Source organism: Pseudomonas sp. P179 (assembly GCF_000478485.2).
Classification (GTDB): domain Bacteria; phylum Pseudomonadota; class Gammaproteobacteria; order Pseudomonadales; family Pseudomonadaceae; genus Pseudomonas; species Pseudomonas aeruginosa.
Genome location: NZ_KI517354.1, coordinates 1,408,024 through 1,432,351 on the forward strand (window position 1 = coordinate 1,408,024; position 24,328 = coordinate 1,432,351).

30 protein-coding genes and 1 tRNA gene are annotated in these 24,328 nt (G+C 67.4%); 10 read left to right on the top strand and 21 right to left on the bottom strand.

What is annotated here, in order from left to right; translation table 11 throughout:
- The first annotated feature begins 246 nt into the window (after positions 1 to 246).
- Both dsdA and HMPREF1224_RS19140 read left to right on the top strand, forming a co-directional pair.
- A complete protein-coding gene (gene dsdA / locus HMPREF1224_RS19135; RefSeq protein WP_010793257.1) occupies positions 247 to 1,593 on the top strand; it encodes a D-serine ammonia-lyase in 1,347 nt (448 codons plus the stop codon).
- Between the two features lie 56 nt (positions 1,594 to 1,649).
- Positions 1,650 to 2,528, top strand: a complete 879-nt coding sequence (locus HMPREF1224_RS19140) for a DMT family transporter (RefSeq protein WP_003098734.1) — start codon at positions 1,650 to 1,652, stop codon at positions 2,526 to 2,528.
- A gap of 4 nt (positions 2,529 to 2,532) precedes the next feature.
- On the opposite strand, the gene HMPREF1224_RS19145 is transcribed toward HMPREF1224_RS19140, so the two are convergent.
- Both HMPREF1224_RS19145 and HMPREF1224_RS19150 read right to left on the bottom strand, forming a co-directional pair.
- Positions 2,533 to 3,543, bottom strand: a complete 1,011-nt coding sequence (locus HMPREF1224_RS19145) for a DUF2955 domain-containing protein (RefSeq protein ID WP_003119630.1) — start codon at positions 3,541 to 3,543, stop codon at positions 2,533 to 2,535.
- 22 nt (positions 3,544 to 3,565) lie between these two features.
- Complete coding sequence (locus tag HMPREF1224_RS19150) at positions 3,566 to 4,624, bottom strand: HlyD family secretion protein (RefSeq protein WP_003119629.1); 1,059 nt, start codon at positions 4,622 to 4,624, stop codon at positions 3,566 to 3,568.
- Between the two features lie 467 nt (positions 4,625 to 5,091).
- On the opposite strand from HMPREF1224_RS19150, the gene lecB reads away from it, so the two are divergent.
- Complete coding sequence (gene lecB / locus HMPREF1224_RS19155; protein WP_003098728.1) at positions 5,092 to 5,439, top strand: fucose-binding lectin LecB; 348 nt, start codon at positions 5,092 to 5,094, stop codon at positions 5,437 to 5,439.
- Between the two features lie 53 nt (positions 5,440 to 5,492).
- On the opposite strand, the gene HMPREF1224_RS19160 is transcribed toward lecB, so the two are convergent.
- The 5 genes from HMPREF1224_RS19160 to HMPREF1224_RS19180 form a co-directional block, all read right to left on the bottom strand.
- Entirely contained in the window at positions 5,493 to 6,011 is a 519-nt protein-coding gene (locus HMPREF1224_RS19160; protein ID WP_003098725.1) for an AmiS/UreI family transporter, read from the bottom strand.
- Positions 6,012 to 6,053: 42 nt separating this feature from the next.
- Entirely contained in the window at positions 6,054 to 6,644 is a 591-nt protein-coding gene (amiR, locus tag HMPREF1224_RS19165) for a transcriptional antitermination factor AmiR (RefSeq protein WP_003098722.1), read from the bottom strand.
- On the bottom strand, positions 6,641 to 7,798 hold the full coding sequence (amiC, locus tag HMPREF1224_RS19170) for an aliphatic amidase expression-regulating protein AmiC (RefSeq protein ID WP_003117566.1): 1,158 nt from the start codon (positions 7,796 to 7,798) through the stop codon (positions 6,641 to 6,643). Before amiC ends, amiR begins: the two co-directional genes overlap by 4 nt.
- A gap of 25 nt (positions 7,799 to 7,823) precedes the next feature.
- Complete coding sequence (locus tag HMPREF1224_RS19175; protein ID WP_003098718.1) at positions 7,824 to 8,939, bottom strand: AAA family ATPase; 1,116 nt, start codon at positions 8,937 to 8,939, stop codon at positions 7,824 to 7,826.
- A 70-nt stretch (positions 8,940 to 9,009) separates the two neighbouring features.
- Positions 9,010 to 10,050, bottom strand: coding sequence for an aliphatic amidase (locus HMPREF1224_RS19180; RefSeq protein WP_003091756.1), 1,041 nt, complete (start codon positions 10,048 to 10,050; stop codon positions 9,010 to 9,012).
- A 266-nt stretch (positions 10,051 to 10,316) separates the two neighbouring features.
- Here HMPREF1224_RS19180 and HMPREF1224_RS19185 point away from each other — a divergent pair, with 266 nt between their 5' ends.
- Complete coding sequence (locus HMPREF1224_RS19185; RefSeq protein WP_003091758.1) at positions 10,317 to 10,655, top strand: YdcA family protein; 339 nt, start codon at positions 10,317 to 10,319, stop codon at positions 10,653 to 10,655.
- A gap of 50 nt (positions 10,656 to 10,705) precedes the next feature.
- On the opposite strand, the gene HMPREF1224_RS19190 is transcribed toward HMPREF1224_RS19185, so the two are convergent.
- A tRNA-Arg gene (locus HMPREF1224_RS19190) sits at positions 10,706 to 10,782 on the bottom strand.
- 119 nt (positions 10,783 to 10,901) lie between these two features.
- Between HMPREF1224_RS19190 and HMPREF1224_RS19195 the strand changes: the two genes are divergently transcribed.
- The 4 genes from HMPREF1224_RS19195 (at position 10,902) to HMPREF1224_RS19210 (ending at position 12,364) form a co-directional block, all read left to right on the top strand.
- Entirely contained in the window at positions 10,902 to 11,420 is a 519-nt protein-coding gene (locus tag HMPREF1224_RS19195) for a GNAT family N-acetyltransferase (protein ID WP_003091762.1), read from the top strand.
- Between the two features lie 192 nt (positions 11,421 to 11,612).
- Positions 11,613 to 11,891, top strand: a complete 279-nt coding sequence (locus tag HMPREF1224_RS19200; RefSeq protein ID WP_003113127.1) for a hypothetical protein — start codon at positions 11,613 to 11,615, stop codon at positions 11,889 to 11,891.
- 89 nt (positions 11,892 to 11,980) lie between these two features.
- Positions 11,981 to 12,127 carry a hypothetical protein gene (locus tag HMPREF1224_RS19205; RefSeq protein ID WP_003091766.1) on the top strand — a complete coding sequence of 49 codons (147 nt, stop codon included), beginning with the start codon at positions 11,981 to 11,983 and terminating at the stop codon, positions 12,125 to 12,127.
- A gap of 51 nt (positions 12,128 to 12,178) precedes the next feature.
- A complete protein-coding gene (locus tag HMPREF1224_RS19210; RefSeq protein WP_003098706.1) occupies positions 12,179 to 12,364 on the top strand; it encodes a PA3371 family protein in 186 nt (61 codons plus the stop codon).
- A 38-nt stretch (positions 12,365 to 12,402) separates the two neighbouring features.
- Here the strand turns inward: HMPREF1224_RS19210 and phnP are convergent, their stop codons facing one another.
- From phnP to phnC, 13 genes are all read right to left on the bottom strand, one after another.
- Positions 12,403 to 13,173 (bottom strand): phosphonate metabolism protein PhnP, encoded by a 771-nt coding sequence (gene phnP / locus HMPREF1224_RS19215; protein ID WP_010793258.1) that lies wholly within the window; start codon positions 13,171 to 13,173, stop codon positions 12,403 to 12,405.
- Positions 13,164 to 13,721, bottom strand: coding sequence for a phosphonate metabolism protein/1,5-bisphosphokinase (PRPP-forming) PhnN (gene phnN / locus HMPREF1224_RS19220; RefSeq protein WP_003098703.1), 558 nt, complete (start codon positions 13,719 to 13,721; stop codon positions 13,164 to 13,166). The genes phnP and phnN overlap by 10 nt, the downstream gene beginning before the upstream one ends.
- The gene (locus HMPREF1224_RS19225) at positions 13,721 to 14,884 is read right to left on the bottom strand and encodes an alpha-D-ribose 1-methylphosphonate 5-triphosphate diphosphatase (RefSeq protein ID WP_003091776.1); all 1,164 of its coding nucleotides are present in this window, start codon (positions 14,882 to 14,884) and stop codon (positions 13,721 to 13,723) included. Before HMPREF1224_RS19225 ends, phnN begins: the two co-directional genes overlap by 1 nt.
- The gene (gene phnL, locus HMPREF1224_RS19230; protein ID WP_003098702.1) at positions 14,874 to 15,590 is read right to left on the bottom strand and encodes a phosphonate C-P lyase system protein PhnL; all 717 of its coding nucleotides are present in this window, start codon (positions 15,588 to 15,590) and stop codon (positions 14,874 to 14,876) included. The genes HMPREF1224_RS19225 and phnL overlap by 11 nt, the downstream gene beginning before the upstream one ends.
- A 49-nt stretch (positions 15,591 to 15,639) precedes the next feature.
- Complete coding sequence (phnK, locus tag HMPREF1224_RS19235) at positions 15,640 to 16,455, bottom strand: phosphonate C-P lyase system protein PhnK (protein ID WP_003098701.1); 816 nt, start codon at positions 16,453 to 16,455, stop codon at positions 15,640 to 15,642.
- Entirely contained in the window at positions 16,452 to 17,336 is an 885-nt protein-coding gene (locus tag HMPREF1224_RS19240) for an alpha-D-ribose 1-methylphosphonate 5-phosphate C-P-lyase PhnJ (RefSeq protein ID WP_003098700.1), read from the bottom strand. Before HMPREF1224_RS19240 ends, phnK begins: the two co-directional genes overlap by 4 nt.
- On the bottom strand, positions 17,333 to 18,433 hold the full coding sequence (locus HMPREF1224_RS19245) for a carbon-phosphorus lyase complex subunit (RefSeq protein WP_003098699.1): 1,101 nt from the start codon (positions 18,431 to 18,433) through the stop codon (positions 17,333 to 17,335). Before HMPREF1224_RS19245 ends, HMPREF1224_RS19240 begins: the two co-directional genes overlap by 4 nt.
- A complete protein-coding gene (phnH, locus tag HMPREF1224_RS19250; protein ID WP_003113122.1) occupies positions 18,433 to 19,062 on the bottom strand; it encodes a phosphonate C-P lyase system protein PhnH in 630 nt (209 codons plus the stop codon). Before phnH ends, HMPREF1224_RS19245 begins: the two co-directional genes overlap by 1 nt.
- The gene (gene phnG / locus HMPREF1224_RS19255) at positions 19,062 to 19,520 is read right to left on the bottom strand and encodes a phosphonate C-P lyase system protein PhnG (RefSeq protein WP_003098697.1); all 459 of its coding nucleotides are present in this window, start codon (positions 19,518 to 19,520) and stop codon (positions 19,062 to 19,064) included. The genes phnH and phnG overlap by 1 nt, the downstream gene beginning before the upstream one ends.
- Before the next feature lie 9 nt (positions 19,521 to 19,529).
- A complete protein-coding gene (gene phnF, locus HMPREF1224_RS19260; protein WP_003091792.1) occupies positions 19,530 to 20,252 on the bottom strand; it encodes a phosphonate metabolism transcriptional regulator PhnF in 723 nt (240 codons plus the stop codon).
- A 20-nt stretch (positions 20,253 to 20,272) separates the two neighbouring features.
- Positions 20,273 to 21,067: a phosphonate ABC transporter, permease protein PhnE gene (gene phnE, locus HMPREF1224_RS19265; protein WP_003091793.1), complete on the bottom strand. Its 795-nt coding sequence runs from the start codon at positions 21,065 to 21,067 to the stop codon at positions 20,273 to 20,275.
- A gap of 66 nt (positions 21,068 to 21,133) precedes the next feature.
- Positions 21,134 to 22,138 (bottom strand): phosphonate ABC transporter substrate-binding protein, encoded by a 1,005-nt coding sequence (gene phnD, locus HMPREF1224_RS19270; RefSeq protein ID WP_003091795.1) that lies wholly within the window; start codon positions 22,136 to 22,138, stop codon positions 21,134 to 21,136.
- Between the two features lie 52 nt (positions 22,139 to 22,190).
- Positions 22,191 to 23,027: a phosphonate ABC transporter ATP-binding protein gene (gene phnC, locus HMPREF1224_RS19275; protein ID WP_003098696.1), complete on the bottom strand. Its 837-nt coding sequence runs from the start codon at positions 23,025 to 23,027 to the stop codon at positions 22,191 to 22,193.
- 360 nt (positions 23,028 to 23,387) lie between these two features.
- Here phnC and amrZ point away from each other — a divergent pair, with 360 nt between their 5' ends.
- Positions 23,388 to 23,714 (top strand): transcriptional regulator AmrZ, encoded by a 327-nt coding sequence (gene amrZ, locus HMPREF1224_RS19280; RefSeq protein WP_003091802.1) that lies wholly within the window; start codon positions 23,388 to 23,390, stop codon positions 23,712 to 23,714.
- A gap of 153 nt (positions 23,715 to 23,867) precedes the next feature.
- Positions 23,868 to 24,233, top strand: coding sequence for a DUF2784 domain-containing protein (locus tag HMPREF1224_RS19285; RefSeq protein ID WP_010793259.1), 366 nt, complete (start codon positions 23,868 to 23,870; stop codon positions 24,231 to 24,233).
- Positions 24,234 to 24,328 lie beyond the last annotated feature (95 nt).

The window sequence follows — 24,328 nt, forward strand, 5'->3', positions numbered from 1 at the left end:
GAGCCTTGGCCTTCGATAGTCATGACTTCTTATCCTTGTTGGTATCGCGGATGCCGCACCGGGCGGCGGCCGCGTACAAAATACGCATCGCTTGTTCAAGATATCAAGCATGCGGCACATTCTCGCGTGTGCAAAGCCTTTCGCCGCAGAGGCGTTCTGCCTTGCCTGCCGGGTACGAGGAAAAACGCCGGCCAGGCGTATATCCTCTGTGCCTTCGCCGCCCTACCCGCCACAGGAGTACTGCCGTTGATTCTCGGAACACCCAAGGCCGACTGGCTCGCCGAATTCCCGCGCCTGGCCGACCTGATCGCCCTGCGCCCGAGCGAGTGGTTCAACCCGGCCATCGCGCCGAGCGCCGAAGCCCTGGCCGACGTCGGCCTCGGCGCCGCCGACGTGGCCGACGCCAGCGCCCGCCTGCAGCGCTTCGCCCCGCTGATCGCCCGGTTGTTTCCGGAAACCGCCGCCAGCGGCGGCATCATCGAGTCCGACCTGGTCGAGGTCGCCGCCTTCCACGATGCCCTGCGCCAGCATTACGCCGCCGAACTGCCCGGCCGGCTCTGGCTGAAACGCGATAGCCACCTGCCGATCTCCGGCTCGATCAAGGCCCGCGGCGGCATCTATGAAGTGCTCGCCCATGCCGAGCGCCTGGCCCTGGAGCACGGCCTGATCGGCCTCGACGACGACTACTCGCGGCTGGCCGAGGCGGATTGCCGGGCATTCTTCGCCCGCCATCGGATAGCGGTGGGCTCCACCGGCAACCTGGGCCTTTCCATCGGCATCATCGGCGCCGCGCTGGGCTTCCAGGCCAGCGTGCACATGTCCGCCGACGCCCGCCAGTGGAAGAAGGACAAGCTGCGCGCCCACGGCGTGACGGTGGTGGAGTACGCCTCCGACTACAGTGTCGCGGTGGAACAGGGCCGCCGCGAAGCGGCCGGCGATCCCTACACCCACTTCGTCGACGACGAAAACTCCCGCGACCTGTTCCTCGGCTATGCCGTCGCCGCCGAGCGACTGCGCGGCCAGCTGGACGCCGCCGGCATCCGCGTCGACAGCGAGCACCCGCTGTTCGTCCATCTGCCCTGCGGGGTCGGCGGCGGTCCCGGCGGGGTGGCCTTCGGCCTCAAGCTGGCGTTCGGCGACGCGGTGCACTGCCTGTTCGCCGAGCCGACCCATTCGCCCTGCATGTTCCTCGGCGTCTATACCGGCCGCCACGAGCAGGTTTCGGTGCAGGACTTCGGCATCGACAACCGCACCGCCGCCGATGGCCTGGCGGTGGGGCGTCCGTCGGGCTTCGTCGGCCGCGCCATGCAGCGCCTGCTCGACGGCTACTACACGGTGGACGACGACGAACTGTTCCGCCTGCTCGCCTTGCTCGAGCGCAGCCAGGGCATCCGCCTGGAACCCTCGGCCCTGGCCGGCGCGCCGGGCATCGCCCGGGTCACCCGTGAGCCGCAGGGCTATCGCGAACGCATGGGGCTGACCTCGGCGCGCCTGGCCAATGCCACCCACCTGGTCTGGGCCACCGGCGGCGGCATGGTGCCCGAGACGGAAATGCGCACCTACCTGGAGCGAGGCCGCTCGCTGCTGGACTGACACCGACACGCGCGGGGCGCCACGACCGTCCCGCCACCTCCCGACGAGGACCTTGCATGCGCACACCCGCCTGGCTCGGCAGCGGCATGCCGCTGCTCTTCGTGCTGCTCTGGAGCACTGGATTCCTCGGCGCCAAGTTCGGCCTGCCGTACGCCGAGCCCTTCACCTTCCTGGCCATCCGCCTGCTCCTCGCGGCCGCCCTGCTGGCCGCCTTCGCCCTGCTCAGCGGTGCGCCCTGGCCGGGCTCGGCACGGCTGGCCGGGCATGTCGCGGTCGCCGGCCTGCTGGTCCATGGCCTGTACCTGGGCGGGGTGTTCCTCGCCATCGAGCACGGCATGTCGGCCGGCCTGACCTCCCTGTTGGTCGGCCTGCAACCGCTGGCTACCGCGGCCCTGGCCGGCATCTGGCTCGGCGAGCAGGTCAGCCGCCGGCAATGGCTGGGACTGGCGCTCGGCCTGGCTGGCGTAGCCCTGGTGGTACTCGGCCGCATCCACGGTGGCGCCGACGGCCTGGCCTGGGCCGCGGTGCTGGTGGCACTGGCGGCGATCACCTGCGGCACGCTGTACCAGAAGCGCTTCTGCGGCGGCATGGACCTGCGCACCGGCGGCGTCGTCCAGTACCTGGCCAGCGGCGCCCTGCTCGGCCTCGCCGCCCTGCTTTTCGAAAGCCGCGAGGTGCAGTGGAGCACGCCGTTCGTGCTGACCCTCGGCTGGCTGGTGCTGGGACTCTCGTTCGGCGCCGTCGGCCTGCTCTACACGCTGATCCGGCATGGCGCCGCGTCGAAGGTGGCGAGCCTGTTCTACCTGGTGCCGCCAGTGACCGCGCTGGCCTCCTGGCTGCTGTTCGACGAGCGCCTGGCGCCGGCGGCGATCGGCGGCATGCTGCTGGTGATGCTCGGCGTCGCGCTGGTCAACTGGCCGGGCCGGCGCGCCTGAGGCCTCAGTGGCTGTAGTGCCGGGTGGCGGCGAAGCGGTTGAGGAACAGGTGGATCACCAGCACCGTCATCAACGTGATCAGCACCGCGAAGCACACCGAGGTAAATCGGTAGAGCACGCTGTACATCATGTCGTGGGTTGGCGTCAGGTACTGGCCGAGGACGATCGCCAGGGTGGTCAGCGCGCCGAAACCGATCCCCGGTACGCCGTTCTCCAGCATGTGGATGCGCGCGCAGAACATCGCCGAGATCCACAGCAACAGGGCGACGAAGGGCAGGATGTCGTAGTGATCGTAGAGCAGCACCTGCAAGCCCACCGCCAGCGCACAGCCGAGCAGCGTACCGAGGGCGCGGATGCGCCCGGCGAAGTGCACGCCCTTCCAGTGCATGGGAAACAACACCAGGATCGAGGCGATCTGCGCCGACAGCGAGTCCTTCAGGTCGAAGGTCTGGAAGACCACGAAGGACAGGGTCGCCACCGTGGCCCCGAGCAGCGTCTCGTGGCGCCGGCTGGGGGCGTCCTTGGCCGGCGCCTGGCGCGGCGGCCGCGGTTCGACGTCGGGGAACAGGTAGAACATCAGCACGGCGATGGCCACCGTCAGCCAGGTGGCGACCATGTTGCTGGCGAGCATGTCGAACAGATCGACGTCCGGATAGCTGGCAAAGTGCAGCAGCATCGAGAGGAACACCGAACTCAGTGCGCCGAAGAAGAACAGCGGGCCGCGCGCCATCAGGGCGAAGCGGTAGACGAAGAGGCCGAAGACGATAGGCGTCATCAGCAACGGCCGGTCGCCGAACAACCCGTACAGCACCAGTACCTCGACGCTGATCACCACCGAGTTGGCGAGGAACTGGCGGACGATGTGCAGGTTGATCACCGGCGTCAGGCCGAGCAGCAGCATCGGGTAGACGCCGAAGAACGAGCCGTAGTCCCAGTTCATCAGCTTGCAGACGAAGAACCCCAGGGTGCCGCCGCCGGCGATGCGCAGGCACTGACGCAGGTCGTTGGCGGACATCGCGAGCTTGGCCGGCATGGCGTCAGTAGACGTAGTGCAGCAGGCTGATGGCGACGATCTGCGCGCGACCGAGCAGATGGCTCAGGCCGTCGCCGGGATAGAGCTGCACGGTGGCCTTGGCACCGGTGGGCAGCAGGCCTTCGGGAAGTTCGTCGAGCACCACGTGCAGGCGCTGGCGCTGGGCGTCGCGGACCCAGCGGTCGGAGGTGACCGGCGCGGCGAGGTCGCCGTTGGCGTCCAGCTGGCCCTCCTTGACCCCGGCGTCGATGGCCGCCACCCGCGCGCCGAACACTTCGCCGGGACGCGCGTCGAACACCACCGCCGCACGGTCGCCAGGGCGCACGTAGCGCAGCGATTTCTCGCGGAAGTCGGCGACGATGTCGATACGGTCGTCCACCAGCGCCGCCACCGGCGTTCCGGCCGGAACGTAGGTGCCCGGGGTCAGTTGCAGGTTGCTCAGGGTCCCGGCGCGGTCGGCCCGGACGCTGCTGTATTGCAGTTGCAGACGAGCCTGGGCCAGGGCATTGCGCGCCTGGCGCAGGCGCAGGTTGTCCTCGCCGGCCGTGCCGCGTCGCGCGGTCAGCTCGCCGATCCGCGCCTGGGCCGCGGCGACCCGGGCACGGGCGGCCTGGGCCTGGGCGCTGACCTGCTCGTGCATCTGCTGCGACACATGGTGGCGCTGCACCAGTTGGGCGGTGCGGCGCGCCTCGCTGTCCAGCTCGCCGGCGCTGCTGCGCGCGGCCAGGAGGTCGGCCTTGGCCGAGGCGATGGCGGCATCCAGCTCGCGGTTGGTGCGCTCGGCTTCCTCCAGTGCCAGTTCGGCCTGGCGCACGGCCAGTCGGAAAGGCTCGGGATCGAGGCGGAACAATACTTCGCCGGGCTGCACGTGGCCGTTGTTGGACACCAGCACCTCGGCGACCTGACCGCTGACACGCGGCGCGACGCGCACCACCGGCCGGGTCAACTGGGCCTGCGGGGTGAGCGGCATCCACAGGTCGGCGACCAGGAAGTAGACGAACAGCAACACAAATACCGCGATAGCGACTTGAACCCAACGGGCAAATCGTTGATCGGGAGTCATAGGGTACGAGCCTCGAATCCAGCGGGAATGCAGTCGCCGCAGCGGGGCCTGAATGCGGGGGTTGGCGCGGCCGGGATGGAACCGGCGACCCGGACGACGGCCAGTGGGTAGCCGTCGCCGCTGCGGCGACCAGGTGACGCAGTATATTTCGAGACAATCGCCCCTGGCCTGCCGGCATCGGCAATAGATCGTTACAGACAGCGTAACAATCGAACGAGCCGGCACGGCAGGCCGCTGCCGCAGTCCGGCACCGGGCCATGCATCGCCAGTGCCAGGACACCCCTGTAGCCCTCCTGCGAACTCTAGCAGTGGTCGCGCCCGGTCGACGGCGTAGATTGGCTGAACGATGCGTCCTTCCTGCCTGCGCATCGCCTGCCGCCAAGGACTGCGGATTTCTCCCGACACGCCATACCGCGCGCCAGACGGCTGCCTGAAAAGGCAGGCCAGGTATTCAGTGGAGATACACCATGGCAACACAAGGAGTGTTCACCCTTCCCGCCAACACCCGGTTCGGCGTCACCGCCTTCGCCAACTCGTCCGGAACCCAGACGGTGAACGTGCTGGTCAACAACGAGACGGCCGCGACCTTCAGCGGGCAAAGCACCAATAACGCCGTCATCGGCACCCAGGTGCTCAACTCCGGCAGCAGTGGCAAGGTACAGGTCCAGGTCAGCGTCAACGGCCGCCCCTCGGATCTGGTCTCGGCACAGGTAATCCTGACCAACGAGCTGAACTTCGCCCTGGTCGGCTCTGAAGACGGCACCGACAACGACTACAACGACGCCGTCGTGGTGATCAACTGGCCGCTCGGCTAGGAGTTCGGAAGGGACGGGATGGCGGCAAGCCGCCATCCCTTTCCGACTTCCTGCTATGCCTTGAGCACCTGCCCGAGCAGCAGCAGGCCGGGCAACCAGGCGGTGAATATGGCGCTGGCCAGGGTCAGGTAGGCCACCGGCTTCTGGATGCTGCGGGACAGCCCCAGCAGCAGGAAGAAACAGAACCAGAGCAACGCCCAGACTGTCCAGTTGACCGCGTTCCACAGGCCGAACGGACCACTGGCGCCGGCGAACGACTCGATCGCCACGGTGCAGGCGGTGAGGCTGACGAACAGGCAGAACCAGCCGAGGCCCTTGCCGTCCACCTCGAGGAACTGGTTGGCGGCCACCCACAGATAGGTAAAAGCGAATAGCAGGGTTAGCGCTCCGGCCTTCAGCGAGCCCTGCCCGGCTGCTGCGGAAAAGATCAGGTAGAACGCGACGCAGGCGCTCAGCACGCCGACCAGGAAGTTGATCACCGCCACCTCCCGACCGCTGATCTTGCCCAGCAACCAGACGGCATTGAGAAACAGCACCGCGCCAACGTACAGCAGAACCAGTCCCAGCATCATGACGATACCCCTCTTGTTATTGTTCTGGTCGGCCCGGATCGCTCAGGCGGACGGCTCGTTTCCCAGCAACTCCTGAGCGATCTTCAGGATCGGCTCGCGCCGCTTCATCGCTTCCCGCGACAGGTACTGGTGCGCCTCGCGCTCGTCCCAGCCATGGCGCTGCATCAGCAACGCCTTGGCCTGGTTGATCCGGGCCTGGCCGGCGATGCGTTCCTGGAGCTGCTCGGTCTTCTGCTTCAGCTTCGCCATTTCCTCGCTGATGCGCCGCGCCGATACCAGCACAGGCAGCACCCGGTGGGCGTCGAGCGGCTGGGTGATCACGCCGTGGCACTCCAGCTCGATGATCTGCGAGAGCACCGCGGGGCTTTCGTACTCCACCAGCGCCACCAGGGTAGTGCGCGGAGTTCCGGCGGCGAGCAGCGCAGCGATCTCGTCGTGGTGGCGATTCTGGAAAATGCTGGTGAAGACCACGTCCACCGGCACGTCGAAAGCTTCCGGCGGCGGCCAGCACTGGCGCACCGAACAACCGATGCGGATCAGCTGCAAGACCAGGGCGTCGCTGACCTCTCCCGGCGGGTTGAGTACCAGCACCTGCAACTCGCGCAGGCTGCCGAGCAGCGAGTTGGCGCTCATGGGAGCGCTCCCCCGCCCATGCTGGCGGACCAGTCGTCGAGGTTATGCACGACGACATAAGGATCGGGGCGAATCGGTTCGGGCGACTGCCAGCGGACCTGGAACACGCCGCGCGCATCGATTTCCGCGATGCGCGAAGACAGGCGGCTGTGGTTGTTCTGGCGCTCCACCCGGACCGGCCCCTGGGGCGCGTCGATGTCGATGTCGTACAGGTGCCGCTGCACGTCTTCCACCCGCCAGCTGCCTGCGGCCTGCGCGGCGCGGCCGAGCAACAAGGTCTGCCAGTAGGCCGCCTCGGCCCAGGCAGTGATGGTCGCGTTCTCCGGGAAGAAACCATGGCAGGCCTGGACGAAGGCTCGGCTGGCGGGCGTATCGATGCTGGAGAAGTAAGGCGCGACCACCACCTGCCCCTCTGCCACGTCGCTCTCCATCTTCGCCACCTCCGCCTCGCTGGTGGTCAGGCTGGCGATCGGCGGCCGCCTGCCATCGCCGTAGCGACGGGCGATGGCGCGATACAGCTCGGCGGTGCCGGTGCCCACCACGGTGGAGAAGACCACGTCGGCGCGCGCCTGGTAGATGCGCTCGACGGCGCGCTGCACGTCGTCGTCGGAGGGATACAGCGGAATGTAGATTTCCTCGAGCACCGTGCCGCCGTGCTGGCGGTACAGGTGGCGCATCACATGGTTGCTTTCCCGCGGATAGATGTAGTCCGAGCCGATGAACACCACCCGCTCGCCGTAGTGGCGAATCAGGTACGCCGCCAGCGGCGCACTGTTCTGGTTCGGCGCCGGACCGCCGTAGACGATGTTCGGCGAATACTCGAAGCCCTCGTAGGGGGTCGGGTAGCAGAGCAGCGCGTCGGCGCGCTCGACCACCGGCATCACCGCCTTGCGCGTGTGCGACATGTAGCAGCCCACGAGGAACCGTACCCCCCGGTTGCGAATGAAGTCCTCGGCGCACAGCCGATAGCGGTCCGGGTCGCCGCCAGGGTCCTGGGACAGCGTTTCGATCGGGCGACCGCCGACGCCGCCCTCGCGGTTCAGTTGCTCGACCGCAAGCAATGCGCCATAGCGCTGCGAGCGCTCGATATCGGCGGTGACGCCGGTTTCGGAGAACAACAGGCCGATCAGCGGCCGCTCCTGGTGCGATCCCATCCGTTTCCTCTCCTGTGACTGTCGCTCAGCGCCGCACGAAGCGAACCCGCTCGTGCTCCAGGCTCGCCAGGTAGGTCGTGCAGTTCCCGTCGCCCGGCTGGTGGTGGTCGAGCAGATGCTCGGCCAGCGGTACCTCGAGATGATGACGGACGCTGCGGCGCAACGCACGGGCGCCGAACTGCCGGTCGAAGCCGGCGCGGGCGATCTTCGCCAGCACCTCCGGGGTCGCCTCCAGGCGGCAGCGATGCTTCTCCAGGCGCCGGTTGAGCCGCTGCACCTCCAGCTCGACCAGGCGCGCGACGACGTCGCGTTCGATCCAGTTGAAGGTGACCACGCTATCGAGACGATTGACGAACTCCGGCGAGAAAGTCTTCAGCAGCCGGGCCCGGACCATCCCGTCGATGTCCCGCCGCCGGCGCTCGCCGCCGACCGGCAGCAGGCGCCAGGGCAGGCGCTGGCGACGCTCGTCGTAGCGCTGGATCTCATGGGCGCAGAGATTGCTGGTCATGAACACCAGGGTATTGCGGAAATGGTAGGTGCGTTCGCCGGAAGCGACCCGCAGCAGGCCGTTGTCGAGTACGTTGAGCAACGCATGGACCACTTCCGGGCTGGCCTTTTCCAGTTCGTCGAAGAGAACGATGCCGGGGCGCCCGGGACTGCCGTCCAGCTTGTCCTGCTCCAACAGGGTGGTGCCCTCCTTCGCCCCGACGTAGCCCGGCGGCGCACCGGTGAGGGCGGCGGCATAGTGCTCCTGGGACAGGGTGTTCATGTCCACCCGGCAGAACCCCTCGGCGTCGCCGTGCAGGGCCCTGGCCAGGGCGCGCACGATCTCGGTCTTGCCGACCCCGGTGGGGCCGAGGAACAGCGCGCTGAACAGCGGACGGCGCGGGTCGGCGATGTCCGCGCGAACCACCTTGAGCATGTCCTCGACGGCCTGTAGCGCCGGTTCCTGGCCGAGCACCTCGGCGCGCAGGCAGTCCATCACCGCCGCCGGGTCGAAACGGAAACGGCTGTGCAGGGCGCTGCGGTGACTCAGGTGGGCCTGGAGCAGACTTGCCTCGGCAAGATTCTCCCGCGCCAGGGCCTGTTCCTCGTCCTGCTGCCGGCGGGACTGGTCGAGCATGTCGCTCAGAAAAGGCATGGATGAAACTCCTTCTGCCACAGGGGGAAATGGCGGAGACGGCGTGCCGCACGACGGCACGCCGGTGCCGTCAGGCCTCCTTCTCCAGTCCCTCGTAGGGCAGCCGGCCGACCGGACATTGCGCCACACCGGTAGTCGAGCGGGTCAGTCGCTCGACATTCTCGCGCGCCTTCTCGGCGTCGGTGACCCAGGTGCGGTAGAACTCGAACGGACACTCCGCCAGGCCCCGGTCGCCATCGCCGGACGCCTGCAAGCCGCTGTAGCCGCGGTGGAGGATCTTGAACAGGTGGTTCTGCGACTGATCGTTGGCGCGCGCATCGCGGATCTGCGAAAGCGACAGCTGGGCGTACTGGATACCCATTTCCTCCTCGCCGCACTCACCGAGGGTACGACCGTCGAAGCCGATGATCGCCGAGTGGCCGAAGTAGGAATACACGCCGTCGAAGCCGGCGGCGTTGGCCACCGCCACATAGCAGTTGTTGGCCCAGGCCATGGCCTTGGCCATCATCACCTGCTGGTCCTTGGCCGGATACATGTAGCCCTGGCAGCGCACGATCAGCTCGGCGCCCTTCATCGCGCAGTCGCGCCAGATTTCCGGGTAGTTGCCGTCGTCGCAGATGATCAGGCTGATCTTCATGCCCTTCGGCCCTTCGCTGACATAGGTCTGGCCACCGGGATACCAGCCCTCGATGGGGCACCAGGGAATGATCTTGCGGTACTTCTGGACGATCTCGCCGTTGTTGTCGATCAGCACCAGGGTGTTGTACGGCGCCTTGCGCGGATGCTCCTCGTGCCGTTCGCCGGTGAGGGAGAATACGCCCCAGACGTTGGCCTTGCGGCAGGCGCGGGAGAATATCTCGGTTTCCTCGCCGGGGATCGCCACCGCGGTTTCCATCATCTCCGCCGGATCGTACATGATGCCCTGCAGGCTGTACTCGGGGAACACCACCAGGTCCATGCCGGGCAGGCCCTGCTTCATGCCAACGATCATGTCGGCAATCTTCCGGGCGTTGTCCAGGACCTCCGCCGCGGTGTGCAGGCGCGGCATCTTGTAGTTGACCACCGCCACTCCGACGGTGTCGTTGCTGCTGGAAATATCGCCGTGACGCATGGGTATCACCTCTTGTTGTTATTTTTTCGGGACGAAAAAAGGCCCTCCCGGGTAACCCCGGGAGAGCCCATTTGCTCTGTGCGTATGCGTTAGGTTCGGTCCCGCGACATCGACGCTGATGCGCACGACCTGATGGCGCCACTTATAAGCCCCGTCGGAAGGAGCTGTCAAGGCTCGGGCAAGGCCATGTAATCGGCGCGCTCGCGCAAGCGCACGGCGCGCGCCTGAGATAGCATGCAGCCATCATTCGCACGGAAGCTTCGCCAATGAAATTCGGACTCTTCGCCTCGACTGCCCTCTTCCTCCTGTCGGTCTGCGCACTTCCGGCGCTGGCTGCCAATAGCCCCTGCTCGGGAAAGAAAGGCGGTATCGCCGGTTGCGACGGCGATATCTTCCTCTGCAACGACGGCTCCATCAGCGCCTCGAAGCGCAGTTGCGCGGCCTACTTCGGCAACGCCGGAGGACGTACCGGACAACCCGCCGTACAGCGTCTGCAAGGCACGACGCAGGGCTGTGCCTGTGGCAGCGGCTCGTTCTGCACAGGCCCGCGCGGAGGGGTGTACTGCCTGACGCCGGGCGGCAAGAAAAGCTATCGGAGAAAGTGACGGCAAGCGGACTGTCGAAGCGGCGAGGGAAGCTGGAGCAGAGCATGAAATGGCGTCCCGGAGAGGGGTCGAACCTCCAACCTTCCCCTTAGGAGGGGGATGCTCTATCCAATTGAGCTACCGGGACACGCCGGACATGGCGAGCGGTGCGCCGCGTCCGGGCGGCATGTTAACGGCAGAGAAAGCGTTTGTCATGCCACTGCCACCAAGGCTGCGCATAATTTTCCGCAACCCTGGAGGTGCAGCATGAACCAGACCGTTGCCATTCCCGCCGCACAGGACCTGCCGGACGCTCCGCGCCAGCCGCGGATACCGGACTCCCCCTTCGCCAGCTTCGACGTGCGGATCGCCAGCGAGCACGACGCGCCGCGCCTGTCGTTGCTGCTACAGCAACTCGGTAGCGCCGATCCGCGCCCGGACCCGGCGTTGCTGGCCATCCAGCTGCAACGACCGCGCGGCGACCGGGTCACCCTGGTGGCCGAGCGCGGCGAGCGCCTGCTCGGCACCTGCACCCTGCATCTGATCGAACACCTGGCGCACGATTTCGCCCGCTCGGCGATTCTCGAAGACATGGTGGTCGACCGCCACGCCCGCGGCCAGGGCGTAGGCCGCGAACTGATCGGCCGGGCCGTGGAGCGCGCGCGCAGTTGGGGCTGCTACAAACTGGCGCTTTCCAGCCACCAGGACCGGGAAACCGCGCAGCGCTTCTATGCCGCGCTAGGGTTCACCAGCCACGGCGTAAGCCTGGCGCTGCATCTGGGCTGACATCATCATGCATTTTGCAACCGGTAAAATGCCCATCCGTGCAAAGTGCATGTGAGAGAGTCTCAGGCACATATATAATTCATTGATTTAAAAGGATTTTTTATAGAAAAAAGTTGGCACAACCGCTGCTACAAGACCCTCAGGATCAAACCTTGGCCATCTGCCTGGCAAAGCTACGAAATGGAGGTGAACATGAGCAGCTCACGCAACCTGGTCGGCACCGGACTTCTTTCCCTGCTGGCTCTCGTAGTCTTCCAGAACAGCGCACTGGGCGACGAGGACAGGACGCAGGAACGCAACGGCGAAAGGCCGGTAGTGCTGGACAGCAACGCAACGCCGCAGTGGGCACCCGCTGCGCAACAACTGGTGATCCAGGCGCCCGACGAATCCCCGCGCATCGTCACCGTAGGCGAGGACGAGCGCGGCACGGCGCTGGTGACCGCGGCCGACGAACAGGCCTGGACATTCTGACGAAGCAAGCGCCGGGAGTCCGGCATCCAACGACGCTACACCGCCGCACAGGTCCCCGGGATGCTGGCGAGCGGAAAGGGAGAAAGAACATGTGGATCCTGGCTTTGCCGCTGACCGCCCTAGCCCTTTCAGTCGGCGTCTACGGGCTGCTCTGGCTGATAGAGCGCGGAGGAGACGAATATCCAGCGAAGCTTCCGCTGAGCGACAAGGGCGCCACGGAACCTCGGCGCCACTGAGCCGGCACAAGGAACAGCGAGCCCGACGGAGAGGGCTCCGGGAGCGAAACCATGTCACGATCCGCCGTCATTCTTCTGTTCGTAGTGATCGCCAGCGCGATCCTGGCGCTGAGCCTGCCGCCCGAGGCCACCCTCCTCGCCTGGTGCGCCTGGGGTCTGCTGGGCATTTCCGGCGCATGGCTGCTGTTTGCACTGGTGGTAGGTCGGCGAATCCGCTTCGATCCAAGCCTGGACTGATTTCGCCCGCAGCGCTTTGCCGGGCGCTACAGCGTCGCTCACAGCGGCAGGCACACGCCGTCGCGCGCCAGTTCCACCCCTTCGGGCAACGCAGCGGGGTGGTCCAGCAGCCAGGCGTCCAGCGTATGCCCGACGTGAGTCAACACGGCCCGCCGGGGACGCAGCGAGTCGATGCACTCCAATGCCCGCGTGAGGTCGTTGTGGTTGCGCGGCGGCTGCTCCTGCGGCGGCATCGAGCAGTCCAGCACCAGCAGGTCCAGCGGCGCCGCGAGCAATCGCGAGGCGCTGTCCGCCGGCAGCCCGACGGTATCGGTGAGGTAGGCCAGGCGCCGTATCGTTCCCTCCTCGGAAGCCCCCTCCAGCAAGTAGCCGAAGGTTGGCTTCGAGTGGACCAGCGGCAACGCGGTCGCCGCCAGCGCGCCCCACTGGCGCCGCTCGAAGGCGCCGAAGGGCTGGCTGAAATCGAGGATGCCCGGATGCTTGTAGAGGTCGGCGAGGCCCTCCGGGTCAGCCGGGCCGTGCACCGGGATCACCAGACCCTGGCCCCAGCGCAGGTGCAGCAGGCCCTGGGCGTGGTCGGCGTGGTAATGGGTCTGGAGGATGCCATCGAGGCTATGGGGCGGGAAGCGCTCGCAGAGATCGACCAGGCCGCTGTCGATCAGCCAACGCTGGCCGGCGCACTCCAGCAGCGCGCTACAGGGACGGCGACGCAGGCCGGCGTCGGCGCGGGCGTTGCGACAGGCCGGGCAATCGCAACCGTAGACCGGCACCTGGCGGGCGTCGCCGGTGCCGAGCAGGGTCAGGCGCATGCGCGGTCGCTGCCGAGACGGGCCAGGAGGGTGCGTAGCGTGTCGTCGAGATCACCGGAGTTGTCCAGTTGGAACAGCGGGCCCTCCAGGCCGGCGGCGAACTCGGCGTTACGCGCCAGGCGCGCCTCGATTTCCTCGGGGCTTTCCCGGCCGCGCGCCAGCAGGCGCTGGCGCAGCACCTCGGGTTTCACCCCGAGCAGGACCGCGAGCAGATCCGGATAGCGCCGGCGGGCCTGCGCCAGGTAGCCGCGCGAGCCGTTCACCAGCACGTCGTAGCCCTGCGCCAGCCACTCGTCGATCTGCACCGGAATGCCATAGCAAAGGCCGTTGGCGCGCCAGCTCATGGCGAACGCCGAGGCCCGCTCGAGGGTGTCGAACTGCGCCGGAGTCACCGCCTGGGCGTCCTCCCCCACCGCTTCCGCGGAGCGCGTGATCACCCGCCGCACGATACGGCAGCCGCGCAGCGCCAGGGGCTCGCGCGCGGCCTGCAACAGGCTGTCCTTGCCCGAGCCGGAAGGCCCCATCAGATAAATCAGTCTGCCTGTCATCAGAACACTCTCTGCCCGCCGCGCCAGACCTGACGCACCACCGGCTGGTTGTTGCCGAGCGCCCGCGCCTGCAGCAGATCGGCGCGCAGGCCGACGCGGATTTCGCCACGATCGGTCAGCCCGGCGGCCAGCGCCGGGGTACGGCTGACCATCGCCACCGCGCGCGGCAGGTCGTAGCGGATCGCATCATACTCGCTGTGCTCGCCGGCGAGCAGCAAGGCCGCATGCAGCAGGCTGGCCGGATAGTAGTCGCTGGAAAGGATATCCAGCACGCCGATTCCCGCCAGTTGCGCCGCCGCCACGTTGCCCGAGTGGGAACCGCCGCGGACCACGTTGGGCGCGCCCATCAGCACCTGCAGGCCGTGCTCGTGGCTGGCCCTGGCGGCCTCCACGGTGGTCGGGAACTCGGCGATGGCCATGCCGTAGCCGGCCGACTCGCGGACATGCGCGAGGGTCGCGTCGTCATGGCTGGCCACCGACAGGCCGCGTCCCTGGCAGACATCGACGATGGCCGCACGGGCGGCGTCGCTGTAGCGCTCGGAGTTGGCTACCTGCTCGACGATGAAGGCGTCCATCTCGGCATCGCTCAGGTGGTACTTGCCCTGGTAGTACTCGCGGTACTTCTCCAGCCTGGCGAACTGGCGCTGGCCGGGGGCGTGGTCCATCACCGAGACCAGTTGCACCAGCGGATGCTCGACCAGTTCGCGGAACACCTCCAGCGTCTGCGGATGGCTGACCTCGCAACGCAGGTGCAGGCGATGGTCGGCGCGCGCGTCGCCGCTGGCGGCGGCCTCGCCGATGGCCTCGAGCATCTTCGGCAGCTGCTGCATGCGCTTGCCCTTGGGGTTGACGTCGCCGATGGACAGCGCGTCGAACACCGTGGTGATTCCCGCGGCGACGATCTGCGCGTCGTGCGCCAGCACCGCCGAGGCCGATGGCCAGTCGACGCCGGGACGCGGGGTCATGTGCTTCTCCAGGTTGTCGGTGTGCAGCTCGACCAGACCGGGCAGCAGGTAGTCGCCCCCCAGGTCCTCGGCCCCGGCCAGGTGGCTGCGGCCTTCGTCGACCGCGGCGATCAGGCCGTCGCGCAGCAGCACGCTGCCGACGAAGACCCGCTCGGCGCTGACTACCCGGGCATTGCTGAGAACGCGTTCAGACGACATGGGCTTGCTCCTGGCGGGAAAGCTCCTGGCTCATGTCCAGGTAGCGGCTGGCCACCGCCTCGCGGGCGGCGCGGTCGTGGAAGATGCCGATCAACGCGGCGCCAGCGGCCTTGGCTTCGCCGATCAGCTCCAGCACTACCTGGCGGTTGGCTTCGTCGAGGGACGCGGTCGGCTCGTCGAGCAGCAGGATCGGCCACTCGACCATGAAGCCGCGGGCAATGTTGACGCGTTGCTGCTCGCCGCCGGAAAAGGTACCCGGCGCCAGTTGCCAGAGGCGTTCCGGGATGTTCAGCCGGGCCAGCAGGCTGCGCGCCCGCAGTTCGGCGCTGTCGCGGCTCCAGCCACGGGCCAGGGCCGGCTCCATGACCACGTCGAGGGTCGCCACCCGCGGGATCACCCGCAGGAACTGGCTGACGTAGCCGAGGGTCTGGCGACGCACGGCGAGCACCTCGCGAGGCTCGGCGCCGACCAGTTCCAACCAGTCGCCGGCGTGGCGCAGGCGGATGCTGCCTCCGGCCGGCAGGTAGTTGCCGTAGAGCGTGCGCAGCAGGGTGCTCTTGCCGGCGCCGGAGCGTCCGTGGAGCACCAGGCATTCGCCGCCGGCGACATTGAAGTTGAGCCCGCGCAGCACATTGAGCACTACGCCCTGTTGCTGGTGCAGGGTGAAGGTCTTGCTGAGGTCGCGGACCTCGATCAGGTTGTTCATCGCTACTTCTCCGGGCGCCCGTCGCGCGGACCGGCGCCGACGCTTCGGCTCAGGGTTGCAGGACCGACGACACCAGCAATTGCGTGTACGGATGCTGCGGGTCGTCGAGAATCTGGTCGGTGAGACCGGCTTCCACCACCCGCGAACGGCGCATGACCATCAGGCGGTCGGCGAGCAGGCGCGCCACCGCCAGGTCGTGGGTGACGATCACCACCGCCAGGTCCAGCTCGCGCACCAGGCCGCGCAGCAGGTCGAGCAGGCGCGCCTGCACCGACACGTCGAGGCCGCCGGTGGGTTCGTCCATGAACACCAGGCGTGGCGCCGAGACCAGGTTGCGGGCGATCTGCAGGCGCTGCTGCATGCCGCCGGAAAAGGTTCGCGGCAGGTCGTCGATGCGCAGCGGATCGATCTCCACCTGTTCCAGCCAGTCCAGCCCGGCCTGGCGCAGCCGACCGTAGTGGCGCACGCCCTGGGCCATCAGCCGTTCGCCGATGTTGGCGCCGGCGGACACGCCCATGCGCAGGCCGTCGCGCGGGTTCTGCTCGACGAAGCCCCACTCGGTGCGCAGCAGGGTGCGCCGCTCGGCTTCGCTGGCGGCGTAGAGGTCCAGCCAGCGGTCGCCGTCGTCGCGGTAGGCGACCGTGCCGGCGTCCGGCGGACAGCGCCCGGAGAGCAACGAGAGCAGGGTCGACTTGCCCGAGCCGGACTCACCGACGATGCCCAGCACCTCGCCGGGGTAGAGATCGAAGTCGACCTCCTGGCAGCCCTTTTCCGGCCCGTACAGGCGGGTCAGGCCACGCACCGAGAGCAGCGGCCGGTCGCGCGCGTCGAGGTTCGCATCGATGGATTCGCAGACCGCGTTCATTGCGCGTCCTCCCCTTCTTCCTGGCAGGCACGCCGCTGCGTGCAGTAATCGGTGTCGGAACAGACGAAGCGCTTGCCGCCACGGTCGTCGACGATCAGTTCGTCCAGGTAGGACTCGTGGCTGCCGCAGAAGGCGCAGCTTTCTTCCCAGCGCTGGACTTCGAAGGGGTGGTCCTCGAAGTCCAGGCTCGCCACCCGGGTGAACGGCGGAACCGCGTACAGGCGTTTCTCGCGACCTGCGCCGAACAGCATCAGCGCCGGGCTCATGTCCAGCTTGGGGTTGTCGAACTTGGGAATTGGCGAGGGATCCATCACGTAGCGCTCGTCCACCGTAACCGGGTAGGCATAGCTGGTGGCGATATGGCCGAAGGTGGCGATGTCCTCGTAGAGCTTCACGTGCATCACCCCGTAGTCGTCGAGCGCATGCATGGTCCGGGTCTCCGCCTCGGAAGGCTCGATGAAGCGCAGCGGCTCGGGGATCGGCACCTGGTAGACCATGATCTGCTCGCCGCTCAGGGCGGTTTCCGGTATCCGGTGGCGGGTCTGGATCACCGTCGCCTCCGGGGTCCGTTCGGTGGTGGCGACCCCGGCGGTGCGGGCGAAGAAACGCCGGATGGATACCGCGTTGGTGGTGTCGTCGGCGCCCTGGTCGATCACCTTGAGCACGTCGTCGGCACCGAGGATGGCCGCGGTCACCTGCATGCCGCCGGTGCCCCAGCCGTAGGGCAGCGGCATCTCGCGGCCGCCGAAGGGCACCTGGTAGCCGGGGATCGCCACCGCCTTGAGCAGGCCGCGGCGGATCATGCGCTTGGTCTGCTCGTCGAGGTAGGCGAAGTTGTAGCCCTGCTCCGGCGCGGCGCTGGCTTGCGGGGAAAGGCTCATGCGCGCTTCTCCTGGTCAGTGGGTTGCGCGGATTCGGCGACGCCGGGACGACGCAGCTTGCGAATCAGCTCCAGCTCGGACTGGAAATCGACGTAGTGCGGCAGCTTCAGGTGCGAGACGAAGCCGCCGGCCTCGACGTTGTCGCAGTGCATCAGGACGAACTCTTCCTGCTGCGCCGGCGACACCACCTCCTCGCCGTATTCCTCGGCGCGCAGGGCGCGGTCGACCAGGGCCATGCCCATCGCCTTGCGCTCGGCGTAGCCGAAGGCCAGGCCGTAGCCACGGGTGAATTGCGGCAGCTCCTCGCGGGAACCGACGAACTGGTTGACCATCTCGCACTCGGTGACCTCGATCTCGCCCACCGGCACCGCGAAGCCGAGTTCCTCGGGCTCCAGCCAGACCTCGCAGGCGCCGATGCGGATCTCCCCGGCGAACGGATGGTTGCGGCCGTAGCCGCGCTGGGTCGAATAGCCCAGGGCGAGAAGGAAGCCCTCGTCGCCGCGGGCCAGGGCCTGCAGGCGCTGGGCGCGGCCGGTGGGGAAGTCGAGCGGCTCGCGGGTGATATCCGGCACCGCGCCGGGCAGCTCGTACTCCGGCGTCATCAGGCCTTCCCGGTCGAGCAGGCCGAGCACGCGCGGACAAGGCTCCAGGGACGCGCCCCGCTCCACTTCGGGGCCGGGGTAGTCGCCCTCGGCGAGCAGGCTGAAGTCGAGCAGGCGATGGGTATAGTCGAAGGTCGGACCGAGCAGTTGCCCGCCCGGCAGGTCCTTGTAGGTCGCCGAGATACGTCGTTGCAGACGCATTCCGGCGGTGTCCAGCGGCAGGCTGGCGGCGAAGCGCGGCAGCGTGGTGCGGTAGGCGCGGAGAAGGAAGATCGCTTCCATCAGGTCGCCGGCCGCCTGCTTGATCGCCAGTGCCGCCAGTTGCTCGTCGTACAGCGAACCCTCGGTCATCACCCGCGACACGGCCAGCGGCATCTGCTGGCGGATCTGCTCCACCGACAGCTCCGGCAGCGCGGTATCGCCGCGGCGCTTGCGCGCCAGCAGGCGATGGGCGTTGTCGATGGCCTTCTCGCCACCCTTGACGGCTACGTACATCAGGCCACCTCCTCGACGGGTTCGCTGACCCGGGTACTGCGTGGCAGGCCGAGGATGCGCTCGCCGGCGGCGAAGAAGGCATCCAGGCCCCTGGGGAATTCGGTGCGTGCGGCGCGCTGTGCCCAGAACCCGGCGCTCACCGGCAACGCCACCTGGCGCACTTCGGCGATGCCCGGTCCGCGCCACTCCAGCGAGGCGCCGCCATCGAGGCCGGCAAGCTGGATCAGCAGGGTGCAGGACTGGTCCGGATAACGGTCGCTGCCGCTGTCGAAGCCGCTCAGGTCGTCCAGCTCGCCTTCGTCGAGCAAGGCGAACAGCGCCTGCTCACGCTCGGCGACGATCGGGCAGCCGCAATGGAAGGCCAGGTTGGCGCGCAACGTCGGGCTGTCGAGACCCGGCGCCAGCCACAGCGGGGTGTCGGAGTCGAGGAAGCTCAGGCACAGCGCGTAGCTGGCCGGTTGCAACGCGGCCAGCGCCGGTGCGCGGTCGAGGTTGCGCACCAGCCCCGGTTCGGCGAGGGCCTTGAGCGCCGCGCGGAAACTCCGCTGGGCATCCAGGACCGGGTCCTGGAACGCCGGTTGCAATAGCGCGGCGGTATCCGCCGGGCTGGGAAGCGAAGCGCTGGTCATCAATCTTCTCCTCGGACCAGGGTGAAGAACTCCACCTTGGTAGTGGCGATTTCCGCCTCCTGGGCGGCGCGGCGCTCGGCCTGGGTGCGGGCCAGCGGTTCGATCAGGCGCGCCTGCCAGGCCGCCGCGTCGGCGCCCTGCAGGTGCGCGTCGGCCAGGGCGGCCAGTTCGGCGTGGCGCTTGTCGCGCCCGGCGACATAGCTGTAGCCGGTGCGTCCGTCACCGAGCCGCACCACGCAGCGGGTCACGGTCATCTCGCCGAGGTTGAACGGGCTGCCGGTGCCGCCCATGCGTCCGCGCACCAGGGTCATGCCGGTCTCGGCGGCGCGCAGCAGGTGATAGTCGGCATCGCGCAGGGCGTCCGCATGGGCGTCCAGCTCCTCGCGACGGGCGCGGGCGAGCACGCCCATCCAGCGCTGTCGTGCGGCGATGGTGGGATCGGAATGCAAGGCGGTCATGGGCTTCTCCTAGGGGGCGACCTGGTACTGGAAGCGATCGGCGCGGCTGATCGACTGGGCCAGTTCCACCGGTTGGCCGGTACGGTCGCGGGACAGGGTGAGGACGGTGAGCAACGGCGCATGGCGGGGCATCAGCAGGCGCGCCGCCTCCTCGCGATTGGGCAGGCGCGCACCGATCAGGCTGTAGGTGCGGGTCAGCGGCAGGCCTTTGTCGGCCAGGTAGCGACGCAGCGAACCGCCCTGGTAGTCGGCGAGCAGCTCGCTGCGGGAAACGGCGTAGCAATGGCGGATCAGGCTCACTGGCTGTCCGTCGAGGTAACGCAGGGTGGTCAGTTCCAGCACCCGCCCGCCCTCGCCGATCCCCAGGTGGGTGGCCTCGGCGGCGCCGGCCGGACGCTGGCGCGCCTCCAGCAGCCGGGCCTCGACCCGGTGGCCCTGGGCCGAGAGCGACTCGGTGTAGGCGTTGGCGGCGCCCATCGGGTAGATCGTCGGCGCCTCCAGGACCTGGGTGCCCTTGCCCTGGCGCCGCAGCACGCGGCCTTCGAGCACCAGTTCGTCGAGCGCCCTGCGCAGGGTATGGCGGTTCACCGCGAAGCGCTGGGCCAGCTGGATCTCGCCGGGCAGGTAGTCGCCGGGGCGGTAGGCCAGCAGTTCCTGGCGCAGCCGTTCGGCCAGTTCGCGGTACAGCGGTTCGCTTTGTCTAGACAAGTGCATGGTTTGGAAAGGGCGCACCAGGCGCCCTCCTCGCGTCGTCAGATGAACAGCTTGCGCAGGCGTTGTGACAGAACGTCGATCAGGCTCACCACCACGATGATCACGATCAGCACGGCGCAGGTCTGGCCGAACTGGAAGCCGCGGATGGCCTCCCAGAGGATCACGCCGATGCCGCCGGCGCCGACCATCCCGACCACGGTGGCGGAACGCACGTTGGACTCGAAGCGGTACAGCGAATAGGAGATCCACAGCGGCAGGACCTGCGGGATGACCCCGAAGATGACCTCCTGCAGGGCGCTGGCACCGGTGGCGCGGACGCCTTCGACCGGACCGGGGTCGATCGCCTCGACCGCCTCGGCGAAGAGCTTGGCGAGCACCCCGGTGGTGCTGATGAACAGCGCCAGCACGCCGGCGAACGGGCCCAGGCCGACGGCGACCACGAAGAGCATGGCGAAGACCATCTCGTTGATCGAACGGCAGGCATCCATCACCCGCCGCACCGGCTGGTAGACCCACCAGGGCACGATGTTCTCGGAGGCCAGGATCGACAGCGGGATGGCGCAGACGATGGCCAGCACCGTGCCCCAGAGGGCGATCTGCACGGTGACCAGCATCTCGCTGAGGTAGAGCTTCCAGTTGCCGAAGTCCGGCGGGAAGAAGTCGGCGGCGAAGGTCGCCATATTGCCGGCGTCGCGGAACAGCACGGCCGGGTTCATTTCCGCGCCCTTCCAGGACCAGGCGAGGATGGCGAGGAACAGGCCCCAGCCGACCAGGCGTCCCCAGGATGGCTTGCCGGTGGCGGCCGCCGCGGCGGTGGTGCTCAGAGTGCTCATATCGGGAATCTCGACAGCGGTATTGGCGAATCGGGTGGGCGCGGCGCCGGCCGCGCCCGGGGTGGATCAGCCGGCGTTGGCGGCGGTCTTCTGCTCGCGCTCGGCCATGCGTTTCTCCAGCTTGGCCAGCTCCTCGTCGAGGGCCTTCAGCTTGGCGGCCTTCTCCTCGGCGCCGAGGTTGGCGTTGTTCGCCACGTCGGTGCGCTGCTTGAACAGCTCGAGCTGGCGGATCGGCAGCAACTGGTCGTCGTCGGAGGGCTGGAACTTCGACCATTGCAGGTCGGCGAGGACCTTCTTCTGCTCGGCGTTGGCGCCGTACTTGAAGAAGAAGTCGCGCAGCTTGTTCTTCTGCTCGTCGCTCAGGTTGTTGCGCCACACCAGCGGGTCGCCCGGGATCAGCGGCGACTTCCAGATCACCTTGAGCTGCCTGGCCTTCTCCGGCTGGGTCAATTCCAGGCGCTCCATGCCCTCGGTATTGAAGGTGGCGACGTCGACCTGCTTGTTGGCCACCGCCAGTGCGTTGACCTCATGGCTGGAATTGAGGGTGCGCTTGAAGGCCTTGACCGGGTCGACGTTGTTCTTGGCGAACACGTAGTAGCCGGGCACCAGGTAGCCGGACGTGGAGTTCGGATCGCCGTTGCCGAAGGTCAGGCTCTTGGCGTTCGCCAGCATGTCCTCGACGCTGTCGATCTTGCTGTCCTTGTTGGCGATCAGCAGGCTCCAGTAGCCCGGCGCGCCACTGGCGGCGACGGTCTGGGCGAAGATCTCGCCGTGGGCGCGATCCACCGCTTCCATGGCGGCCTTGTTGCCGTACCAGGCGATGTCGACCTTGTCGAAACGCATGCCCTGGATGATCCCGGCGTAGTCGGGGGCGAAGAAGGCCTTCACCTGGTAGCCGGTCTGCTGGCTCATGTCCTTGAGGAAGGGTTCCCAGATGCTCTTGAGGTTCTGCGACGACTCGGTGGAGATGATCCCGAAATTGATCACCGGCTGGTCGGCGTGCGCCATCCCGGCAAGGGAGCCGGCGAGCAGGGCGGAAGCCGCGAGCACACGACTGAAGCGTTTCAACATGGAGAGAACTCCTGGGCAGGGTTTGGCGGGTTTTTATGCGGTTCGAATGACGTCAGGCGCGCGCGAGGGTCAGTTCCGGCTGGCTCTCCGCCCCGCGCCGGGCACGGTCGGAAAACAGCAGCGGGGTGTCCCCTTCGGCGCCGTAGAGTTCGTTGAGGAAGCCTTCGGAAAGGTGCTCGCTGCTGCCGTCGAAGAGGATCCGGCCGCCCTTCAGGGCCACCGCGCGCGGGCAATAGCGCAACGCGTAGTCGACCTGATGCAGGGTCACCACCACGGTCTTGCCGTCGTGGCGGTTGATATCGGCGAGGATGTCCATCACCTTGCGCGCCGACTCCGGGTCGAGCGAGGCGATCGGTTCGTCGGCGAGAATCACCTCGGCCTTCTGGGTCAGGGCGCGGGCGATGGCCACGCGCTGCTGCTGGCCGCCGGAAAGGGTCGAGGCGCGCTGCCCGGCGAAATCGGCCAGGCCGACCCGTGCCAGCGCTTCCAGGGCCTGGCGCTTCTGCTCGGCGCTGAACAGCCCCAGCGAACCGCGCCAGCGCGGCATGCGACCGAGGAAGCCGAGCAGGACGTTGTCCAGCACGCTGAGGCGGTTGACCAGGTTGAACTGCTGGAAGATGTAGCCGATGTCGGCGCGCAGGCGACGCACTTCGCCGCTCAGGCGGCCGGACGCCTGCAGGCGGCGACCCAGCACGTCGATGCTGCCGCCGTTGTCGCGGTCGCAGCGGGCAAGCCCGGCGACGTGACGCAGGAGCGTGGATTTGCCGGAGCCGGATGCACCGATCAACGCCACCATCTCGCCCGCCTGGATCTCCAGCCTCAGGTTGAAAAGCGCCTGCTTGCGGGCAAAGGTCTTGTTCAGGCTGTCGACACGGATCACCGCGCTCATCGTTCTCCCTCCAATCGGTTGCACGAAGACGCCAGCGGCGCCATCTGGTGTAGACCAAGATAGAAGGAGACTGTGTCAGCCCGGTGAAGTGACGATGACAGTCGAGTGACAATCCCTTGAACGACCGGTGGTCAGAAGGCCATCATCCAACCCCCAGTAAAAAACTAGGCTTTTGCTGAATCGCTCGCATTTCAGATAGCTGGTACTGGCAAAACGCCGGCACGCAACGCACAATTGACGTCAACTAATTGTTGTTTCCGAAATAACAGACTGAACGGCTAGCGGAAATCGTGGTCATAGGCCCGAGAACAATGAACGCTTCCTCGGCACCGCTTTTCCCTGACTCTACAGGTTCAATGTATGCGCCCACTGAAACAGGCAACTCCTACCTACTCCAGCCGTACCGCTGACAAATTCGTCGTTCGTCTGCCCGAGGGCATGCGTGAGCAGATCGCAGAAGTCGCTCGCAGCCATCACCGTAGCATGAACTCCGAGATCATCGCCCGACTCGAGCAGAGCCTGCTCCAGGAAGGGGCGCTGCAAGACAATCTCGGTGTTCGCCTGGACAGCCCGGAACTCAGCCTGCACGAGCGCGAGCTGCTGCAGCGTTTCCGCCAGCTGACCCACCGTCAGCAGAACGCGCTGGTCGCCCTGATCGCACACGATGCGGAGCTGGCCCAGGCCTGAGCGCCGAAGCCCACGCGTAGCGCTTGAAATGGCCGGCATTCGCCGGCTTTTTCTTTATGGATGGCCAAACCATGGGCGAGTAACCGCAAGGCGGTTATCCGCCGGCCCCTGTAGCGGTGGCGTTATCCCTCCAACGCCACGAGGGAGAGCCGAATGAGCTATCGCCTGGCCGCCGATGCCCTGGTCTGGCTGCACCTGGGCTTCATCCTGTTCGTCCTGTTCGGCGGCCTGCTGCCGTTGCGCTGGCCACGCCTGGCCTGGCTGCACCTGCCGGCGGTGGCCTGGGGCTGCGCCGTTGAGTTCCTCGGCCTGCCCTGTCCGCTGACCCCGCTGGAGAATCGTCTGCGCCGGGCCGCCGGGGACGCCGGCTACAGCGGCGGCTTCGTCGAGCACTACCTGTTGCCGCTGATCTATCCCGCCGGCCTGACCCCGGCGGTGCAATGGATCCTTGGCGCCATCGTTCTGCTGGTCAACCTGATCGCCTACCTGTATCTGTGGCATTGCCGCGGTAGCCGCTGAGCCACGGATGCCACGTCATTCCGTACCTGGATAATGCTGCGCCGGCAGCGAGGCGAATCGTAGGTTGGTCTCCCCTGCCCAGCCCGGAGTCATTC

What these genes read in the sequence shown, in the direction of transcription:
- HMPREF1224_RS19140 (WP_003098734.1), top strand. Translation starts at nt 1,650, where the DNA reads ATGCGCACACCCGCCTGGCTCGGCAGCGGCATGCCGCTGCTCTTCGTG.
- HMPREF1224_RS19145 (WP_003119630.1), bottom strand. Translation starts at nt 3,543, where the DNA reads ATGTCCGCCAACGACCTGCGTCAGTGCCTGCGCATCGCCGGCGGCGGC.
- HMPREF1224_RS19150 (WP_003119629.1), bottom strand. Translation starts at nt 4,624, where the DNA reads ATGACTCCCGATCAACGATTTGCCCGTTGGGTTCAAGTCGCTATCGCG.
- lecB (WP_003098728.1), top strand. Translation starts at nt 5,092, where the DNA reads ATGGCAACACAAGGAGTGTTCACCCTTCCCGCCAACACCCGGTTCGGC.
- HMPREF1224_RS19160 (WP_003098725.1), bottom strand. Translation starts at nt 6,011, where the DNA reads ATGATGCTGGGACTGGTTCTGCTGTACGTTGGCGCGGTGCTGTTTCTC.
- amiR (WP_003098722.1), bottom strand. Translation starts at nt 6,644, where the DNA reads ATGAGCGCCAACTCGCTGCTCGGCAGCCTGCGCGAGTTGCAGGTGCTG.
- amiC (WP_003117566.1), bottom strand. Translation starts at nt 7,798, where the DNA reads ATGGGATCGCACCAGGAGCGGCCGCTGATCGGCCTGTTGTTCTCCGAA.
- HMPREF1224_RS19175 (WP_003098718.1), bottom strand. Translation starts at nt 8,939, where the DNA reads ATGCCTTTTCTGAGCGACATGCTCGACCAGTCCCGCCGGCAGCAGGAC.
- HMPREF1224_RS19180 (WP_003091756.1), bottom strand. Translation starts at nt 10,050, where the DNA reads ATGCGTCACGGCGATATTTCCAGCAGCAACGACACCGTCGGAGTGGCG.
- HMPREF1224_RS19185 (WP_003091758.1), top strand. Translation starts at nt 10,317, where the DNA reads ATGAAATTCGGACTCTTCGCCTCGACTGCCCTCTTCCTCCTGTCGGTC.
- HMPREF1224_RS19195 (WP_003091762.1), top strand. Translation starts at nt 10,902, where the DNA reads ATGAACCAGACCGTTGCCATTCCCGCCGCACAGGACCTGCCGGACGCT.
- HMPREF1224_RS19200 (WP_003113127.1), top strand. Translation starts at nt 11,613, where the DNA reads ATGAGCAGCTCACGCAACCTGGTCGGCACCGGACTTCTTTCCCTGCTG.
- HMPREF1224_RS19205 (WP_003091766.1), top strand. Translation starts at nt 11,981, where the DNA reads ATGTGGATCCTGGCTTTGCCGCTGACCGCCCTAGCCCTTTCAGTCGGC.
- HMPREF1224_RS19210 (WP_003098706.1), top strand. Translation starts at nt 12,179, where the DNA reads ATGTCACGATCCGCCGTCATTCTTCTGTTCGTAGTGATCGCCAGCGCG.
- phnP (WP_010793258.1), bottom strand. Translation starts at nt 13,173, where the DNA reads ATGCGCCTGACCCTGCTCGGCACCGGCGACGCCCGCCAGGTGCCGGTC.
- phnN (WP_003098703.1), bottom strand. Translation starts at nt 13,721, where the DNA reads ATGACAGGCAGACTGATTTATCTGATGGGGCCTTCCGGCTCGGGCAAG.
- HMPREF1224_RS19225 (WP_003091776.1), bottom strand. Translation starts at nt 14,884, where the DNA reads ATGTCGTCTGAACGCGTTCTCAGCAATGCCCGGGTAGTCAGCGCCGAG.
- phnL (WP_003098702.1), bottom strand. Translation starts at nt 15,590, where the DNA reads ATGAACAACCTGATCGAGGTCCGCGACCTCAGCAAGACCTTCACCCTG.
- phnK (WP_003098701.1), bottom strand. Translation starts at nt 16,455, where the DNA reads ATGAACGCGGTCTGCGAATCCATCGATGCGAACCTCGACGCGCGCGAC.
- HMPREF1224_RS19240 (WP_003098700.1), bottom strand. Translation starts at nt 17,336, where the DNA reads ATGAGCCTTTCCCCGCAAGCCAGCGCCGCGCCGGAGCAGGGCTACAAC.
- HMPREF1224_RS19245 (WP_003098699.1), bottom strand. Translation starts at nt 18,433, where the DNA reads ATGTACGTAGCCGTCAAGGGTGGCGAGAAGGCCATCGACAACGCCCAT.
- phnH (WP_003113122.1), bottom strand. Translation starts at nt 19,062, where the DNA reads ATGACCAGCGCTTCGCTTCCCAGCCCGGCGGATACCGCCGCGCTATTG.
- phnG (WP_003098697.1), bottom strand. Translation starts at nt 19,520, where the DNA reads ATGACCGCCTTGCATTCCGATCCCACCATCGCCGCACGACAGCGCTGG.
- phnE (WP_003091793.1), bottom strand. Translation starts at nt 21,067, where the DNA reads ATGAGCACTCTGAGCACCACCGCCGCGGCGGCCGCCACCGGCAAGCCA.
- phnD (WP_003091795.1), bottom strand. Translation starts at nt 22,138, where the DNA reads ATGTTGAAACGCTTCAGTCGTGTGCTCGCGGCTTCCGCCCTGCTCGCC.
- phnC (WP_003098696.1), bottom strand. Translation starts at nt 23,027, where the DNA reads ATGAGCGCGGTGATCCGTGTCGACAGCCTGAACAAGACCTTTGCCCGC.
- amrZ (WP_003091802.1), top strand. Translation starts at nt 23,388, where the DNA reads ATGCGCCCACTGAAACAGGCAACTCCTACCTACTCCAGCCGTACCGCT.
- HMPREF1224_RS19285 (WP_010793259.1), top strand. Translation starts at nt 23,868, where the DNA reads ATGAGCTATCGCCTGGCCGCCGATGCCCTGGTCTGGCTGCACCTGGGC.